Annotated in this window: 14 protein-coding genes; 6 read left to right on the top strand and 8 right to left on the bottom strand. The window is 67.0% G+C overall.

The window, feature by feature from the left end; genetic code table 11:
• Positions 1 to 20: 20 nt before the first annotated feature.
• The 5 genes from OH491_RS10735 to OH491_RS10715 all read right to left on the bottom strand — a co-directional run bounded on the left by OH491_RS10735 (position 21) and on the right by OH491_RS10715 (position 8,456).
• Positions 21 to 722 carry a potassium channel family protein gene (locus OH491_RS10735; protein ID WP_068771412.1) on the bottom strand — a complete coding sequence of 234 codons (702 nt, stop codon included), beginning with the start codon at positions 720 to 722 and terminating at the stop codon, positions 21 to 23.
• A 44-nt stretch (positions 723 to 766) separates the two neighbouring features.
• On the bottom strand, positions 767 to 2,560 hold the full coding sequence (locus OH491_RS10730) for a TrkH family potassium uptake protein (protein WP_068771413.1): 1,794 nt from the start codon (positions 2,558 to 2,560) through the stop codon (positions 767 to 769).
• Positions 2,561 to 2,813: 253 nt separating this feature from the next.
• On the bottom strand, positions 2,814 to 4,280 hold the full coding sequence (lpdA, locus tag OH491_RS10725) for a dihydrolipoyl dehydrogenase (protein ID WP_068771654.1): 1,467 nt from the start codon (positions 4,278 to 4,280) through the stop codon (positions 2,814 to 2,816).
• Between the two features lie 81 nt (positions 4,281 to 4,361).
• Entirely contained in the window at positions 4,362 to 5,618 is a 1,257-nt protein-coding gene (gene odhB / locus OH491_RS10720) for a 2-oxoglutarate dehydrogenase complex dihydrolipoyllysine-residue succinyltransferase (RefSeq protein WP_068771414.1), read from the bottom strand.
• Positions 5,619 to 5,666: 48 nt separating this feature from the next.
• Complete coding sequence (locus OH491_RS10715; RefSeq protein WP_068771415.1) at positions 5,667 to 8,456, bottom strand: 2-oxoglutarate dehydrogenase E1 component; 2,790 nt, start codon at positions 8,454 to 8,456, stop codon at positions 5,667 to 5,669.
• 230 nt (positions 8,457 to 8,686) lie between these two features.
• Between OH491_RS10715 and OH491_RS10710 the strand changes: the two genes are divergently transcribed.
• On the top strand, positions 8,687 to 8,896 hold the full coding sequence (locus OH491_RS10710; RefSeq protein ID WP_068771416.1) for a hypothetical protein: 210 nt from the start codon (positions 8,687 to 8,689) through the stop codon (positions 8,894 to 8,896).
• 54 nt (positions 8,897 to 8,950) lie between these two features.
• On the top strand, positions 8,951 to 9,355 hold the full coding sequence (locus OH491_RS10705; protein ID WP_068771417.1) for a translation initiation factor: 405 nt from the start codon (positions 8,951 to 8,953) through the stop codon (positions 9,353 to 9,355).
• A gap of 29 nt (positions 9,356 to 9,384) precedes the next feature.
• On the opposite strand, the gene OH491_RS10700 is transcribed toward OH491_RS10705, so the two are convergent.
• Together OH491_RS10700 and OH491_RS10695 are read right to left on the bottom strand one after the other, a co-directional pair.
• Positions 9,385 to 10,257, bottom strand: a complete 873-nt coding sequence (locus OH491_RS10700) for a 50S ribosomal protein L11 methyltransferase (protein WP_068771418.1) — start codon at positions 10,255 to 10,257, stop codon at positions 9,385 to 9,387.
• Positions 10,258 to 10,325: 68 nt separating this feature from the next.
• Positions 10,326 to 12,014, bottom strand: a complete 1,689-nt coding sequence (locus OH491_RS10695; RefSeq protein WP_068771419.1) for an FAD-dependent oxidoreductase — start codon at positions 12,012 to 12,014, stop codon at positions 10,326 to 10,328.
• Positions 12,015 to 12,171: 157 nt separating this feature from the next.
• On the opposite strand from OH491_RS10695, the gene OH491_RS10690 reads away from it, so the two are divergent.
• The 4 genes from OH491_RS10690 to ndk all read left to right on the top strand — a co-directional run bounded on the left by OH491_RS10690 (position 12,172) and on the right by ndk (position 15,847).
• Positions 12,172 to 12,720 carry a GNAT family N-acetyltransferase gene (locus tag OH491_RS10690; protein WP_068771420.1) on the top strand — a complete coding sequence of 183 codons (549 nt, stop codon included), beginning with the start codon at positions 12,172 to 12,174 and terminating at the stop codon, positions 12,718 to 12,720.
• Between the two features lie 86 nt (positions 12,721 to 12,806).
• Complete coding sequence (locus tag OH491_RS10685) at positions 12,807 to 14,027, top strand: TIGR01777 family oxidoreductase (RefSeq protein WP_334319473.1); 1,221 nt, start codon at positions 12,807 to 12,809, stop codon at positions 14,025 to 14,027.
• A 206-nt stretch (positions 14,028 to 14,233) separates the two neighbouring features.
• The gene (gene cysK, locus OH491_RS10680) at positions 14,234 to 15,187 is read left to right on the top strand and encodes a cysteine synthase A (RefSeq protein WP_068771421.1); all 954 of its coding nucleotides are present in this window, start codon (positions 14,234 to 14,236) and stop codon (positions 15,185 to 15,187) included.
• 243 nt (positions 15,188 to 15,430) lie between these two features.
• On the top strand, positions 15,431 to 15,847 hold the full coding sequence (gene ndk, locus OH491_RS10675; RefSeq protein ID WP_068771422.1) for a nucleoside-diphosphate kinase: 417 nt from the start codon (positions 15,431 to 15,433) through the stop codon (positions 15,845 to 15,847).
• Positions 15,848 to 16,101: 254 nt separating this feature from the next.
• On the opposite strand, the gene creC is transcribed toward ndk, so the two are convergent.
• Positions 16,102 to 17,553, bottom strand: coding sequence for a two-component system sensor histidine kinase CreC (creC, locus tag OH491_RS10670; protein ID WP_068771423.1), 1,452 nt, complete (start codon positions 17,551 to 17,553; stop codon positions 16,102 to 16,104).
• Between the last annotated feature and the right edge of the window lies 1 nt (position 17,554).

Here is a 17,554-nt window from a genome sequence, read left to right as displayed (position 1 = left end):
CGATTTTTTCGGGGCATGCCCTACTCGCCCGAATAATCGTCGAGGAAGGTGCGCAGGTTTTTTTCCTCCCCGAAGAGCACGAAGATGTCCTCCTGCTGAAATACTTCGTCGAGGGCCACGACGCCCATGGTGCGGCGTTTCTCGGCGGTCTTGAGCAGGCCGCCGAACGCGCCGGTGACGAGGCGCTTGATGGTCACGATGCGCACGCCGGCCTTCTTGAAAATCGCGCCGGTGTCGATGAGCGACTTGCCGACGAGCCGGGCGGGCACGCGAGCCTCGATGATGGAATGCGCGTCGCCCATGTCGAAGCCGCCGACCACGCCGCGCATGAGCAGGGAGTGCGCGAGACCGCGCGCGGCGACTTCCTCGGGGACGACGAGGCGGTCGATTTTCATCAGGCGCAGGAGGCGTTCGTGCATGGGCGAGAGCACGCGGCAGGCGATGCGTTGCGCGCCCAGCTCCTGCACTTTCACGGTGAAGGCCATCGAGCTTTCAAAATCGTCGCCGATGGCGACCACGACGGCGTCCATCTCGGCGATGGGGAAATGCGCGAGCGGCGTCGGGTCCTCGAAGTCCATCACGACGGCGGCGCCGACTTCGTCCTTGATGAGCGAGATGTTTTCCTCGCGGCGGTCGATCGCGAGCACGTCGGCGCCGAGTTGCGCGAGGTTGATGGCGAGGTTTTTGCCGAACACGCCCAGTCCGATTACGCAGCATTTCATGGTGATTGTCTTTCGAAAGTTGGATGATTTTGCGGGGCAGGTGATCAGGTGATGACGATGGTCGCCTCCGGGTAGCGGTAGCCGGCGCGCTCCCGTCGGGGGATGAAGGAAAGAAGGAACATGAGCACGCCCACGCGCCCGATGAACATGCCCGCGATCATGACGAGCTTGGCGGCGGGGCCGAGTTCCCCGGTGACGCCGCGGGCGAGGCCGGCGGTGGAGACGGCGCCGATGGCCTCGAAGACGAGGTCGAGCGGCGGCAACTCGGGGTGGAGCATGCAGAGCGTGGTGGCGATGAGCACGAAGAAGCCGAGGGCCAGCAGCATGACGGCGAGGGCGCGGTCGGCGGTTTCGTTGGGGATGCGGCGGCCGAATGCCTCGATCTCCGGGCGGCCGAGCACGACGCGGCGCAGCGCGAGCACCGCGACGGCGAGCGTGGAGGTCTTGATGCCGCCGGCGGTGCTCGACGGGCTGCCGCCGACAAACATGAGCGCCATCATGAGGATGCTGGTGGCGGGCGTGAGCAGCTCGGTGGGCGTGACGTTGAACCCGGCGGAGCGCGTCGCGACGGACTGGAAGAGAGCGGTGAACCAGGGGCTCATGTTCGTGGCGGGCCGCCCGTCGGCGAAGACAAACTCGGTCAGGTAGATCAGCGCCGCGCCCCCGACGACCAGCACGCCGGAGGTGACGAGCACCACGCGGCTGTTGGTGGTGAGGCGCGGCGGGATCGCGACGCGCAGCCCGGCCAGCCTTCGCAGTTGCGCAATGAACACCTGCCAGAAATTCTTGACCACGGGAAACCCGATGCCGCCGGTGACGATGAGCGCCATGATGACGGCGATGACGCCGGTCCGGCCGTGCATGGCGGGATCGGCCAGATTGCCGGGGAGGATGGACACGCCGGCATTGCAGAACGCCGACACGGAGTGGAAGAGCGAGAAGAAGACCGCCTCGCCCGACGGCAGCCCGCCGGTCTCCGCGAGCAGCGAATGGATGGCCGCCGCCCCCGCCAGCTCGACGGCGAGGGTGAAGCCGACGATGACGCCGAGCACGGTGCCGATCTGGCCGAGGCTGTCCTCGTTGAGCAGGTTCTGGAGCGCGATACGGTTGCGCAGCGACACGCCGCCGGTGAGGAAATAGGCGAAGAAATACGTGAGCGTCATCATGCCCAGCCCGCCTACCTGGACCAGCCCGAGGATGATCCACTGGCCGTGGCGCGTGAGGTCGCTTGAGACATCGATGACGCCCAGCCCGGTCACGCAGACGGAGCTGGTGGCGGTGAAAAAAGCGTCGAGCCAGCCGATGCCATGCACGGTGGCGTTGGGGGTTTTCAGCATCAGCGTGCCGCATGCGATCACCAGGGCGAAGCTCAGGATGAACAGCATGCCGGGCGAGAGGCGGAGCGCGGCCAGCAGGCGGTTGCGCCGGAGCGCGCGCACCGCGATGAGCGCCAGCAGCGTGAGCTGCGAGCAGGCGAGCAGAAAAAGCGTGAGCGAGCCGGGCGAGGCGTCCGGCAGCACCGTGCGTATCCACGCGTGGACCTGCGGCCCGAGACTCACCTCGGCGAGAATCAGCACGACGAGCGCGGCCTCGATCTTGCGGGTTTTCAGGTAGGCGAGCCGGTGGCGCTGCAACCACATGCGGATGATTTCCTGCGCGACAAACACGCCCAGCACCGCGCGGGTGGCGAGGCGGACCTGGCGCTCCGCATCCGGTCCGAGCGGCCAGCCCGCGACCAGCACGAACAGGCCAAGCGCGCCCAGGCTGCAGAGCACCAGCAGGACATTCAGCAGCGGGACGACAAGCGCGCGCGGGTTTTCAAGCAAGGCGGGGCGCATAAGGAGAACCGGTGTCTAGCGCATGGCGGCGGCGGCGTCTAGCGGAATGGGATGGACTTGGCGGGGCGGGGTGCAATTCAAAGTCGTGCCATCGCCGGAATCTTTCCTCTTTATTCTTTATCTTTCCTCTTGTCAGGCTTCTCGCTTCGCTCGGAACTCCCAGCCCCTTCCTGACGAAAGAGAAAGATAAAGAATAAAGAGGAAAGAGAGAATGACACCACTTTGAATCGCACCCGACGGGACGCCGTTCCGGTCAGAGCGCGTGTATTGCTGACTTGGATACGGCGAGGGCGGCCTCCTTCACCGCCTCGCTCATCGTCGGGTGGGCGTGGACGGTGCGGGCGAGGTCCTCGGCGCTGCCGCCGTATTCCATGTGCGCGACCACCTCGCCGATGAGCTCGCCCGCGCCGTGGCCGAGGATTTGCGCGCCGAGGAGCCGGTCGGTCGCGGCGTCGGAGATGATTTTCACGCAGCCGTCGGCCGCGTCGGCGGCGAGGGCGCGGCCGTTGGCGGCGAAATTGAACCGGCCCGTGTTGACCGCGACGCCTTTGGCCTTGGCCGCGTCCTCGCCGAGGCCGACGGTGGCGAGCTCGGGCGCGGTGTAGATGATGGCGGGCATGAGGTCCCAGTCGATGTGGCCGTGCCGGCCCGCGATCCATTCGGCGGCGGCCGCGCCGTCCTCCTCGGCCTTGTGCGCGAGCATGGGGCCGGCGACGACGTCGCCGATGGCGTAAATGCCGGGAATGTTGGTGCGGAGTTGCGCGTCCACCTGCACGCGGCCCTTGGCGTCGAGGGCGACGCCGATTTTGTCGAGGCCGAGCCCGTCGGTGAACGGGCGGCGGCCGACGGCGACGAGGATTTTGTCGGCGGGAAATTCGAGGGGCGAGCCGTCGCGCTCGGCGGTGAGCACGACGCTGGGGCCGAGGGATTTCGCGCCGGTGACCTTCGCGCCGGTCTCGATTTTCAGGCCTTGTTTCTGGAGGAGGCGCGTGAAGTTGCGCACGATGTCGTCGTCGGCGGTGGCGGCGATTTTGGGCAGAAATTCGACAATGGTGACGTCGGAGCCGAGGCGCGCCCAGACCGAGCCAAGCTCGAGGCCGATGGCGCCGCCGCCGATGACGACGAGTTTTTTCGGGATGTCGGAGAGCGCGATGGCGTGGTCGCTGCTGATGATGGTCTTGCCGTCGAAGGGGAGGAAGGGAAGCGCGGCGGGGGCGGAGCCGGTGGCGATGACCACGGCTTTGGCGGCGACGGTCTGGCGGACGGGCGGGGTGTTCGGCTTGGGGGCGGGGGAGAGGATTTCGATGGAATGCGGAATCACGGGCGAGTCGCCCGTGCCACCCGAACCGGGCGCCGCCGCGCCCGGGACGAAGGAGGCCGTGCCGGTAAAGACGGCGATCTTGCGGGCCTTGGCGAGCTGGGCGACGCCGCCGGTGAGCTTGGCGACGACGGCGTCCTTGCGCTTCATCAGCGTGGAGAGGTCGGCCTCGACGTGGTCGAACTTGATGCCGTGAGCGGCGGCGTGGGTTTTGGCGAAAACGTAGTGTTCGGTGCTGTGGAGGAGGGCCTTGGCGGGGATGCAGCCGACGTTGAGGCAGGTGCCGCCCAGGGTGGCGCGTTTTTCCACGAGCGCGACGTTGAGGCCGAGTTGCGCGGCGCGGAAGGCGCAGACGTATCCGCCGGGGCCGCCGCCGATGACGAGAAGGTCGAATTGGGTCATGATGGTTTGGTGTTTAACCAGGGAGGGCGCGACGGACACGGAGAAAATACCCGCGAGGGTCTTTTTTCCGCGGGTGGGAGGCTAGACGCCCAGCGCCAGCCGTGTCGGATCCTCGATGGCCTGTTTGACTTTGACCAGAAAGGTGACGGCTTCCTTGCCGTCCACCAGGCGGTGGTCGTAGCTGAGGGCGAGATACATCATCGGGCGGATGACGACCTGGCCGTCGCGGGCCACGGGGCGTTCGTTGATGGCGTGCAGGCCGAGGATGGCGCTTTGGGGGCTGTTCAGGATGGGCGTCGAAAGCATCGAGCCGAAGATGCCGCCGTTGGTGATGGTGAAGACGCCGCCTTCGAGGTCGGCCAGCGTGACCTTGGACTCGCGGGCGCGTTTGGCGGAGTCGGCGATGGCGCGCTCGATACCAGCCATGTCGAGGCGGTCGCAGTCGCGGACGACCGGCACCATCAGCCCTTTCTCGGTGGAGACGGCCACGCCGATGTCGTAGTAGTGGTTCTGGACAATGGTGTCGCCGTCGAGCTGGGCGTTGATGGCGGGGACTTCCCTGAGGGCGTGGACGACGGCCTTGGTGAAGAAGGACATGAAGCCGAGCTTGACGCCGTTGCGTTTGACAAAGTCGTCCTGGTATTTGGCGCGCAGGGCCATGACGGCGGACATGTCGCACTCGTTGAAGGTGGTGAGCATCGCGGCGGCGTGCTGGGCCTGCACGAGGCGCTGGGCGATGCGCTGGCGGAGAGGAGTGAGTTTTTTGCGGGTCTGGCGCGCGGAGGAAGCGGGCGGGCGGTCCGCGCCTCCAGACACGGGCGAGTCGCCCGTGCCACGTTGAATCAGGGGCGCGGCGGTGGCGGCGAGGAGATCGGCCTTCGTGACGCGTCCGGCTTTGCCCGTGCCGGGGACGGTCGCGGGGTCGATGCCGGTGTCGGCGGCGAGACGACGGACGGCAGGGGATGCGGGGAAGGCCGATTTGGCGGCTACGCCGTCTGCCGGCGGGACGCCGGCGGTCCCGGTCGCTGGCGCGGCCGGCGCAGCGGCGGCGACGGGCGAGGCGGCCGGGGCCGCGGCGGGTTTCGCAGGCGAAGCGCCCGCGGCGGCGTCGATGGTGGCGACGAGCTCGCCGATCTTCACCTCGGCGCCGACGGCCACTTTCAGGGCGATCCTGCCGGCGGACTCGGCGGTGCCTTCGGAGGTGATCTTGTCGGTTTCGAGTTCGTAGAGCGGCTGGTCCTTCTTGACGATGTCGCCGTCGGCGACGTGCCATTTGGCCAATACTCCGGTGGTGATGGACTCACCCATGGGCGGGATTTTGACTTCGATGAGGGTCATGGGGAAATGCGGATTTTGGAATGCGGAATGTCCGCGCGCAACGCGGTTTTAGAGGTTAAAGGCGTCCTGCAGGAGGGTGGTGAGTTCGAGTTTGTGCATGGCGAGCGCGCCGACGGCCGGGCTGGCGGAGGGCTTGCGGCCGGCGTAGGCGGGTTTGCGGCCGAAGATTTCCTCGAGCTGCGGGGCAATCCAGGTCCATGCGCCCATGTTTTGCGGCTCCTCCTGGCACCAGACGAGCCGGCCGCCGTGGCCGTAGGTGTCGGAGAGCTCGGCGAGGCGGTTGCGGTGCAGCGGGTAGAGCTGCTCGACGCGCAGGATGACGGTGTCGGTGATCTTCCTGCGGTCGCGGTAGTCGGCAAGGTCGTAATACACCTTGCCGGAGCACAGGATGATGCGCGCGGGGGCCTTTTTCGGGGGCGCGGGATCGTCGAGGATTTCCTCGAAGCGGCCTGTAGTCAAATCCTGGATACGCGAGACGGCGGCGGGGTGGCGCAGGAGCGACTTGGGCGACATGACGACCAGCGGCTTGCGGAAGTCGCGCTTCATCTGGCGGCGGAGGACGTGGAAGATTTGCGCGGGGGTGGTGAGGTTCGCCACCTGGATGTTGTTTTCGGCGCAGGCCTGGAGGTAGCGTTCGAGGCGGGCGCTGGAGTGCTCGGGTCCCTGGCCTTCGTAGCCGTGGGGGAGGAGCATGACGAGGCCGCTGGCACGCTGCCATTTCGACTCGGAGCTGACGATGAACTGGTCGATGACGACCTGGGCGCCGTTGGCGAAATCGCCGAACTGGGCCTCCCAGATGCAGAGCATGCGCGGGTAGTCCATGGAGTAGCCGTAGTCGAAGGCGAGGACCGCGGCCTCGGAGAGCAGGGAGTTGTAAACGCAGAAACGCTCTTGGTCGGGGGCGAGGTTTTGGAGGGGGACGTGGCGCGCGCGCGTTTCCTGGTCGTAGAGGACGGCGTGGCGGTGGCTGAAGGTGCCGCGTTCGCAGTCCTGGCCGCTGAGGCGCACGGGCGTGCCTTCGAGCAGGAGCGTGCCGAAGGCGAGGGACTCGGCGTAGCCCCAGTCCACGGGGCCGTCCTCGGCGAGGGACTTGGCGCGGTTTTCGAGGAGGCGCTTGATCTTGGAATTGATATTGAAGCCGTCGGGGATGGCGGTGAGGCCGCGCGTGCATTTTTCCAGAAGCTCGCGGGTGACGCCGGTGGCGACGGGGGTGTGCTTGTAGGAGGGCTGGAAAACGGCGTTGGAGCCGCGGAAGCGGCGGGTGGCCGGGTCGTAGGTGTTGACGGCTTCCCGGGCCTTTTCCTCGGCGGCCCGGGCCTTGGCGAAGGCCGCCTCCATGGCGGCGGTGTATTCGGCCTTGATCGCGTCGTTGTCGGCGTCGGTGATGGTGGCGTCGGCGATGAGGCGGGCCGCGTAGGTCGTCGAGATGAGCGGATGGGCGGCGATTTTTTTGTAGAGGGTGGGCTGGGTGAAGGCGGGCTCGTCGGATTCGTTGTGGCCGTGGCGGCGGTAGCAATACATGTCCACGACGGCGTCGCGGTGGAAAGTGTTGCGGAAATCGAGGGCGAGGAGCGTGGCGAGGCAGACGGCCTCGGGGTCGTCGCCGTTCACATGGAAGACGGGCGCGTCGATCATCTTGGCGACATCGGTGCAGTAGCGGGTGGAGCGTCCGTCGGAGGGGAGGGTGGTGAAGCCGATCTGGTTGTTGATGACGAAGTGCAGGGTGCCGCCGGTGCGGTAGCCGGCAAGCTGGGAAAAATTGAGCGTCTCGGCGACGACGCCCTGCCCGGCGATGGCGGCGTCGCCGTGGATGAGGAGGGGGAGCACCTTGGTGCGCGTCTCGGTGTCGCCGAGGAGCCGCTGCCGCGCGCGGGTTTTGCCCTCGACGACGGGGTTGACGATTTCGAGGTGCGAGGGGTTGGCGGCGAGGCGGACCTCGACGGGGTGGCCGGCGGCGGTTTTCAGGAGCGCCTCGTAGCCGAGGTGGTATTTCACGTCGCCGTCGCCGCCGACGGTGTTGGGCAGATAGTTTTCCGAAAACTGCTCGAAGAGGATGTCGAAGGGTTTTCTCAGAATGTTGGCGAGCACGGAGAGGCGGCCGCGGTGGGCCATGCCCATGACGATCTCCTCGACGCCGAGGCCGGGGCAATGCTCGATGATGGCGTCGAGCGCGGCGATCAGGGTCTCGCCGCCCTCGAGGGAGAAGCGTTTCTGGCCGACGTATTTGGCGTGGAGGAATTTTTCAAACAGCTCGGCCTTGTGGAGGCGGCGCAGGATGCGGATTTTCTGGTCGCGGGCAAACGAGGGCTGGAGGCGCGGCGGCTCCATGCAGACCTGGAGCCAGCGGCGGATTTCCGTATCCTGAATATGGATATACTCCACGCCGATGCGGCCGCAGTAGGTCTTTTCCAGCGACGCGATGAGGTCGCGCAGACGCATCTGGCCGCCGTCGAGGTAGTGGCCGACGTCGAAGGATTCGTCGAGGTCGCCCTCGGCGAGGCCGAACTCGGCGAGCGAGAGGCGGGGCGAGGGCGGCGGGGGCGGGTTGAGCGGATCGAGGTGCGCCTGCAGGTGGCCGAGCGAACGGTAGTGGAAGATGAGCGAGTGGACCTGCGACTGCTTGAGCGAGTCGATGATGGAGACGCCGCCGAGCGGGGCGGTGGCGTTGAGCGAGGAGGCGAGGGTGGTGAGCGAGGCGTCGTTGTTGCAGCCCAGGGTGAAACCCTGGAAAAAGGCGCGCCAAGTAGGGTCAACCGCGTCGGGATTATCGAGCCAGATGCGATAGGCGGCCTCAATGAGGTCGGCATTGTCGCGGGCGGAGACGGTGGATTGATTCATTTTGGACAAGGATGTTTGAGTGCGTCCGGACTCTGGGACGCGAAGGCGGGACGGTCGTCGTGCGGTGTTTTGGCGATGCGGCGGGGACGAGGCGCATTTTTTATGGGACAAGGCATACTCCGGGAGGCGGACCGGCTCAAGTTGAAAGGGGACATGGACCGGTTGGATAAGAAAAAGTAACATTTTCTGAACAGGTTGCCGCGGTGGTATTAATTTCATTACATGGACGCATGGAACATGAGATCAAAGAATCGCTAATCCTGCTGCTGCGGGGGATTAAAAATACTGATGGCGTGGCGGTGGCGAAGGAGATCGCCCGGCTGGACGAGTTTGCGAGCCGCGGGCGTGGGCGGCTGCACGCGCAGCTGGAGCATTTTCTGGCGGGACGCAGTTATGTGAAAGCGCTGCGGTTTCTGGAGGAGCGCGAGACCGGGGGCTGATGACGGTGCGGGCTTGGCGTGGATTAGAAAGCCTTTGTAGGGTATGTGCCCATCATGAGCAAAATTAACAAAATCTCCACGGACGGCGGCCGGGCGCTCGGGCAGAACCCGTTTGGCGGGCTGGATGCGCCGGGCGGCCTCGGGGCGCTGCCGCAGGCCGGGACGGCGGCGGCGTCGCCTCCGCCGAAGCAGACCGCCGAAGCCGCAAGGAAGAACCGCGGACGCGTCGATGTGACGCGCGAAAAGGCCGGGCGCGGGGGAAAAACGGTGATAGTCGTGTCGGGCTTCACCGGCATTGGGCTGCCCGAGAAGGAGCAACTCGCGAAAAAAATGCGCGCGGCGTGCGGCGTCGGCGGCACGGTGAAGGACGGCCGCATCGAGATCCAGGGCGACAAGCGCGACGAGGTCGCGCGCATCCTGGCCGAGGCGGGTTTTCGCGTGGTGTTTGCGGGCGGCTGAGATTTTTTTTGGGGCGGTCCAGCCCGCACTCACGCCGGCCTGAGCAACAGCACATCCGACCACTCGCCCATTTCGCGCCAGCTCATCCGCCAACCGGGCGCGATCGCGGCAAACGCCTCCCGCACCCGGGCGTTTTCCGACGCGAGGATGCCGCTCAGCACCAGCGCGCCGCCCGGCGCGACGGCCGCGGCCAGTTCGCGCGCGAATTGGATGAGCACGTTGGCCAGGATGTTCGCGAGCACGACGTCCCACTGCTGTCCTTGAAAACCGGATACGAGATCCCCCGTGGCGAATTCCACGCGGCCCGCGAGCCCGTTGAGGGCGGCGTTTTCCCCGCTCACGCGCACGGCCTCGGGATCGTTGTCGAAACCGATCACTCGTCCGCAGCCGAGGCGGGCCGCGGAGAGCGCGAGAATGCCGGAGCCGCAGCCCGCGTCGGCGACGCGGGTCGCCGGATTCACGCCGAGCCCGACGAGACGCTCCACGCAGAGGCGCGTCGTCTCATGGTTGCCGGTGCCGAACGCCAGCCCCGGGTCGAGCCAGATGGCCGCGTCGCCGTCCGGCAGCACGTGGGTGCCGCGCTCCCAGACGGGCACCCAATGCAGCCGGCCAAACCGCCAGGCCTTGAAATGCGCCTTGTAACTGTCGCGCCAGTCGCGGTCGCCGAGCGCGCGCTCCGCCGGTTCGCCGGGCGGAACGGCCCCGGCCGGCAGCAACGGACGCAACTCCGCCCAGCGCGCGCGCGCCTCCGCCGCGTCGGGAAACACGCCCACGATCCACGCTTGTTTCGCGATGGCATCCTCCAGCAGGCTCCATCCTTCCACGCCGAGTTCGAGCAGCACGTCGTCAACCGCGTCGGCGGCCGCGGCCGGCACCTCGATTTTGATTTCAAAGAGTTCCATCCGCCCAGCGTCGCCTCGCGCCGCGCGTCGCGGCAATGAAAAACACGCTCTCCGCGGGATGACCGGCTTCAACCCTGGAATCCGTGATGCCGCGCGGCATCCGGGCCGCGCCGCACCAGCTTCAGGTCATGGCGCAGCATCTCCATCGCCTTGCCGCGCAGGATGAGCAGGTCGGTGGTTTCGTTCGTGACGGCCGTCGCGCGCCAGTTGCCGTCGGGCGAGACCCAGTCGCCGTCGATCACGCTGCCCGCCTCCAGCAACTCGCGCGCGTTGGCCGCATCGGTCATCGTCACCGAGCCTTGGCGCACGATGAAGTAGGCGCGGGCCTTGTTGCCGCGCTCGAACAGCGCCTCGCCCTCGCTCACGTGCACCGTGCGCACGACGTCCTCCGGCGGCGGGGCCACCACGCTGACGTCGCGCGGAAAAAAGAAATCGAAGGTCCAGTCCACCGTCACGCGCAGCCGTTTCACGATGCTCGGCAGTTTCGCGATGTAGATGGTGCGCCACAGCCACCACGCGAAGAATCCGCTGAAGCGGAAGCCGAACACCTCGGCGACGGCCTCGCGTTCGCCCACCGTGGCGAGCTGCCCCATGTAGCGGTAGGAAAACGGGCGCAGTTTCGCGCCGGCCGGGGCGGCGCCGCCCGGCGCCGCCGGGAAGAGCGGGGCCGTATCCGCTTTTTCATTACCGGCGGACGCGCGCCGCGCCCCGTCCTCGGCGCGCAGCACGCGGGCGAGGTTTTCCCCGAGCTGCTTTCCCTGCCGCACCGCGAACTGCGCGGTGGGCGGCGCGATTTTCACCTCGCCGCGATCGGTCCAGGGCACCTGCGCGCAGTCGCCGATCACCCACAGATTGCGCTGCCCCGCCACGCGCATCACGGGCTCCACGGGGACGCGGCCCTTCACCGCCTCGACCGCGATCTGGCGGCAGACATCGAGCACGACGGGATTGGGCGCGTTGCCCACGGTCGAGATGATCGTGTGCGCCTCGATGAACCGGCCGGTCTCCAGCATCACGCGCCCGGCCGTCACCTCGGTCACGCGGGAGTTCAGCCGCACCTCCATGCCGCGTTTTTCCAGCACGCGCTGCGCGTAGTCGCCGAGCTTTTGCCCGATTTCCTCCAGCAAATGCGCCCGGCTGTGCACCAGCACCACGCGCACCCTGGCCTCGCGCAGATTCGCGTAAAGCGCGCGCACCTCGCGCAGGAAATCGAGCAGCTGGCCCGCCGTCTCCACGCCCGTGTAGCCGCCGCCCACCACCACAAACGTGAGCAGGCGCGCGCGCACCGTTTCGTCCTCGACCAGGTTGGCCTCCTCCAGCCGGTTGATGACGGCCGAGCGCAGCCGGAGCGCGTCCGACACCGTGCGCATCGGCCAGCCGTAGTCGGCCATGCCGGGCACCTTGCCCAGGTCCGTCACGCTGCCCAGCGCCAGCACCAGGTGGCGGAACTCCACCATGTGGTCGCGCGTGAAGCGCCCGCCGTTGAGCGAGAGCCGGCGCGCCGCCCAGTCCACGCGCTCGATCACGCCCTGGAGCACATCGACGTTGCGGCAGAACTGGCGCAGCGGGTTGACCACGTCGTAGGACAGCAGCGCCGATCCCGCCACTTCCGCGAGCATCGGCTGGAAAACGAGCACGTTGCTCTCCGCGATCAATGCCACCCGCCGCACCCCCTCCCGGCCGAGCGCGCGGCCGAGCACCTTTGCGCAATACGCCCCCGCAAACCCGCCGCCCGCGATGACCACGTCGTATTTCATGGGATGAAAAACTGCCCTCCCATTGCGATTGGATCAACGTGCATTTTAGTCTTCATCGGCGGCGGAATCCCTGCAACACTGCAAGTCCCGTTCCCGCTTTGAAATCGGCGCGCCTGTCGGCGTCGCGCCCCTTGCATCCATCCTCCCAGATATTTCCATGCGACCTCCGGAGACCTTCACGACCGCCCGCCTTTTTGCCCGCCCGCCGCGTCCCGGCGACGCGGCGTCCGCGCTTGAATCCTACGCCGGCGATCCCGTGGCGACACGTTATCTTTCCTGGCGGCCCTATTCGGAAATCCCGCCGCTCGCGGAGTTTTTCGCCGCCCGCGCGCGCGATTGGGCAGGCGGGGCGCTTGCGCCCGGGAGTCATTACGCCTGGCTGCTTTTCACCCGCGGCACCGAGGCGCTGGTCGGCTCCATCTCCGTGCTGCCGGAGCGGCACAAGGCGCTCTTCGGCTACGTGCTCGGCCGGGCGTATTGGAGGCACGGATACGCGGCCGAGGCGCTCGCGCATCTCGTGGAATGGGCGCTCGCCCAGCCCCCGATCCACCGCGCCTGGGCGTATTGCGACGTGGAAAATCCCGCCTCGGCCCGCGTGATGGAAAAAGCCGGCATGGCCCGCGAGGGCATCCTGCGGCGCTGGCACGTGTGCCCGACGATAGGACCCGAGCCGCGCGACTGCATTACCTGCGCGCGCACGCGCTGACCCGCCGACCTCCGCGGCCCGGCTTGTCCGAATGCGGTATTGCGCCGGGACGGGCCGCGGCGGTAACAACTTCAGGTTCCCTCCGCATGAGTGCGTCCACTTTCAGCAAAAGCATCCTCATCCACCGCCCGGCCTCCGAAGTAAAGGCATGGCTGGCGCGCCCCGGCGTGGAGGAGAGATTGACCCCGCCGTGGTGGCGGGAAGAAAATCCCGGCGCGGCCCGCGGATGTGAACCGGCGGGGCATGCGTGCCGGGTGAAGGAGGAGGGCGCGGCGGCGTGTGTGCTCACCGACGAGGTCGCCGGGGCGGCGGACGACGACGCGCGGCTGACGCGTCTGTTTGCATGGCGGCACACCACTGTCAGCGATGACATCGAACTGCTCGCGGCGCACGGCGCGGTGCGGAAAATGAAATTCGCGGTGGCGGGCGCGTCGGGCCTGGTCGGGCGCGCGCTGGCGGTGTTTTTGCGGACGCAGGGCCACGAGGTGCTGCGCCTGGTGCGGCGCGAGGCGGCGGCGGGCGACGAGCTTTTTTGGGACCCGGCGAAAGGCGCGCTGGACGCGGCGGCGCTTCGCGGGGCGGACGTGATCGTCAATCTGGCCGGCGAGGACATCGCGGAGGGCCGCTGGACGGCCTCGCGCCGCGATGCGATTCGCGGCAGCCGCGTCCACGCGACGCGCACGCTGGTGGCGGCGGTCGAAAAGATGAAACACCGCCCGCACCTGCTGGTAAACGCGTCCGCGTCCGGTTTCTACGGGGCCCGCGGCGACACGGTTCTCGATGAGGCGGGCCCGCGCGGCGACGGGTTTCTGGCGGAGGTGTGCGAGGCGTGGGAGCGCGAGGCGCTGGCCGCGCGCGAACTCGGGCTGCGGGTGGCGCTGATGCGCTTCGGCATGGTGCTGTCCCCGGAGGGCGGCGTGCTGGCGCGGCTGCTGCCGGCGTTTCGCGGCGGACGCGGCGGCCGGCTTGGCGACGGGCGGCAATGGGTGAGCTGGGCATTGGCCGACGACGCGGTCGGCGCGATTTACCATGCGGTGCTTTCACAGGCGTGCGAAGGCCCGGTCAACGCGGCCTCGCCGAATCCGGTGACGGGCGCGGAGTTTGCCGCGACGCTTGCGCGCGTGCTCGGCAAGGCAGCTTGGCTGAACGCGCCGGCGTGGGCGCTGCGCCTGAAATTCGGCGCCGCCTTCGCGGACGGGCTGCTGCTGGCGAGCCAGCGCCTGATGCCGGAGCGGCTGCTCGATTCCGGTTTCATCTTCCGCCACGCCCGGCTGGAAGCGGCGTTGAGGCACGTCCTTGGAAAATAACAAATCCCAAATTCCAAATCCCAAAAAAATTCCAATGGGAGAAATCCCAATAAACAAACAGCGTGGGCGCCGATTCTAACGCTGGTGATGTTTTGAAATTGTCCGGCTTCTCGCTTTGCCCGGAAGGGATTTCGTGATTTGGGATTTTCTTCGTCTCCTCCGTGCGTTCTTGACGATGCGCGTCCTGCGGGTGTGAGTTTGCAGCCATGTCCACCACACCGCTTTTCCCGAACATTGTCGCCACCATCGGCAACACGCCGCTCGTCAAACTCAACCGCATCGCGACGGGCATTCCGGCCAATGTTTATCTGAAGGCGGAATTTTTCAACCCGCTGGCGAGCGTGAAGGACCGCATCGGGCGCGCGATGATCGAGGCGGCGGAGCGCGACGGCATGCTCAAGCCGGGCTCGGTCGTGATCGAGCCCACGTCGGGCAACACCGGCATCGCGCTCGCCTTCGTGTGTTCGCAACGCGGATACAAACTCATCCTCACCATGCCCGAGACGATGTCCATCGAGCGGCGCGTGCTGCTGCGCATGCTTGGCGCGGAAATCGTGCTCACGCCGGGCGCGGAGGGCATGCCCGGCGCCATTCGCCGCGCGGGCGAGCTCATGGCGCAATATGGCGCGCGGGCGTTCATGCCGCAGCAATTTGAAAATCCGGCCAATCCCGAGGTGCACCGCCGCACGACGGCGGAAGAAATCTGGAGCGCGCTCGAGGGCAAAGTGGACGCCTTTGTTGCGGGCGTGGGCACCGGCGGCACGATTACGGGCGTGGCGGAGGTCATCAAGTCGCGCCATCCGATGAAGGCCTTCGCGGTGGAGCCGGCGGCGAGCCCGGTGCTGTCCGGCGGCAAGCCCGGACGCCACAAGATCCAGGGCATCGGCGCGGGTTTCGTCCCGAAGAACTGCAACACGGCGATCATCGACGAAGTGGTGACCGTGACGGACGACGACGCTTTTGAGACGGCCCGGCAGCTCGCGTTGCAGGAAGGCATTCTCGGCGGCATCTCCACCGGGGCGAATGTGTGGGCCGCGCTGCGCGTGGCGAGCCGCCCGGAGTTTGCCGGGAAAAACATCGTCACGGTCGGATGCAGTTTCGGCGAACGCTACCTGAGCACCGCGCTGGCCGAGAAGGCGCGCCAGGAAGTGACGATTTGAGCGGCGCGGCGGATTTTGCCGGATGCTTTCAATGCAGTGACGGCACGTCCGTAGGGCCTGACCTTGCGTCAGGCCGCGCCAGCCAGACAACGCACCAAATCATCAAGGGATTCCGCCGCCTCTCAGCCCGCTTGCGGCTCGACGCAAGGTCGAGCCCTACAATGTCGCTTTCACATCGTTTTGAACACCGTGTCCTTAAATTGGCTTCCCACGTCCGGGCGTCATGCGTAAGGTGCTCCGTTTATGCAAAGAACGCTGATTATTTTCAAACCTGACTGCATGGAGAAGAAGCTCGTGGGCACGGTGCTCGATCGTTTCGAGCGCGCGGATTTCACCATTCTCGGCATCAAGATGATACGGCTCACGCCGGAGTTGTTGCGCGAGCATTACGCGCACGTGGCGGACAGGCCGTTTTATCCGAACCTGGAGCATTTCATGAACTCGCGCCCGGTCATCGTGATGGCGCTTGAGGGCAAAGGCGCGATTGGCCGCGTGCGCGAGATGCTCGGGCCGACCGATGCGACGAAGGCCCCGAAGGGCACGATTCGCGGCGATTTCGGCACCGGATCGACGGTGAATGTCGTGCATGCGTCGGACAGCGTCGAGAACGGCAGGATCGAGATCGCGCGTTTCTTCAAGCCCGAGGAAATCTTTGGCTGAGCGGGCTGCGCGACAACGGTTCCTTGCCGCCGTTTTTTTGATGCGGGCATTCCTGCCCGCACGTGTCCGTTGCGGACAGGAATGTCCGCGCTCCTGACTGCGCAATATCGGAGCGGCGGCGAGGTTCTTCTTTGAGCATGCCATTTTCGAACCCTTTATAGACCTGATCACGGTAGGGCGAAGCCTCCGGCTGAGCCGCGGCTCGGCGGGACGCCTCGCCCTACCTAAAAGATAAATTTCGGGCGGAAATGATATCAGACGGCGCGGCGCGGCAGGCGCAGTTCGGCGCGGGTGCCGGGTATGCCGTCGGGACGGTTGGCGACGGCGATTTCGCCGCTGTGCAGATGTGCGATCTCGCGGACAAGGCTGAGCCCGAGCCCGGTGCTTTTCGCGCCGCTGCCGGGACGCGGCAGCGAATAGAAACGATCGAAGAGGCGTCCGGCGGCATAATCGGGAATGCCGGGACCGGTGTCCTCGACGCGCGCGAAGACCTCGCGGGTTTGCGGGTCGGGCGCGACGGTGAAAGCGATGCGGCCGCCGGCGGGCGTGAACTCGATCGCGTTTTGCAGGAGATTGGAAAGCGCCTGGGCGAGGAGGTTTTTGTCGCCGCGCAGCGGCGCGGGCGCGGCGTCGAGCGAGAGCGCGATGCCGCGGGCTTGCGCGGCTGGCTCCGCGGCGGCGGCGCACTCGCGGGCGATGGCGGCGAGGTCGATGTGCGCGGATTCGGCGCGGGCCTTGCGCGATTCGAGCGCGGCGAGCTGGAGGAGCTGGTCGACGATGCGCTGGACGCGGGCGGTCTCGGTGCGGATGTTGCCGACGAAGCGGTCGTGCGCGTCGGGCGGGGGATTTTCCGCGAGGATCTCGGCGGCGCCGCGGATGGCGGAGAGCGGGGATTTGATCTCGTGGGTGAGGGTCTGCACGTAGCGCTCGACGTAGGTTTTGCCCTCGAGCGCGGCGCGCATTTCCTCAAAGGCTTGGCGAAGCTCGCCGACTTCGCGCCCGGCGAGGCGCGGGAGCGAGGCGGGGCGCCCGTCGCGCACGGCGCGGGCGTAGGCGGTGAGGCGCGTGACGGGCGTCGTGATCCAGATGGAGAAGGCGATGCCGACGGCGAGGATCAGCCCGCCGCCGATGAGCCCGGCGACAAACATGCGTTTGCGCGCGGCCTCGACGAGGGCATTGATGCTGGCCGTGGGTTTGCCGACGGAGACGACGCCGATGGCGCGGGCGGGATCGGCGCGGGATTTCACCGGCGCGGCGATGTAGATGACGAATGAAGACGGGTCGCCGCGACGCTCGTGGGTGGCGCGCGCGCCGTATTCGCCGCGGAGCGTCTTGGAGACGTCGAGCCAGGTGGAAAAATCCGCGCCGGTGTCGCGTCCGGCGGAATCGTAGATGACGCGTCCGGCGGCGTCGGTGACATAGACGCGGAGGTCCACGCGGGTCTTGGTCATCGTGTAGATGAGCGCCTCGAAGCGGCGGTCGTAGGCCCCGTCGAACAGGGACTGGAGCCGCGCCGGGTCGATGACATCGGAGTCGGTGACGCCTTCGATGGCGGAGGCGAGGATGTTGACGGTGTCCGCGAGCGATTCCTCCATCGACTCAAGGTAGCGCGGGGCGAGCCCGTCGAGGCTGCGCTGGAGGAGATAATAAAAACCGCCTCCGACAATCAGCAGGTAAACGAGGAGAATGCGGGTGCGGATAGTCATG

The sequence above is a fragment of the Termitidicoccus mucosus genome, assembly GCF_038725785.1.
Classification (GTDB): domain Bacteria; phylum Verrucomicrobiota; class Verrucomicrobiia; order Opitutales; family Opitutaceae; genus Termitidicoccus; species Termitidicoccus mucosus.
Note: the sequence above shows the minus strand (reverse complement) of the source record. Positions and strands in the feature narration are given on the sequence as shown.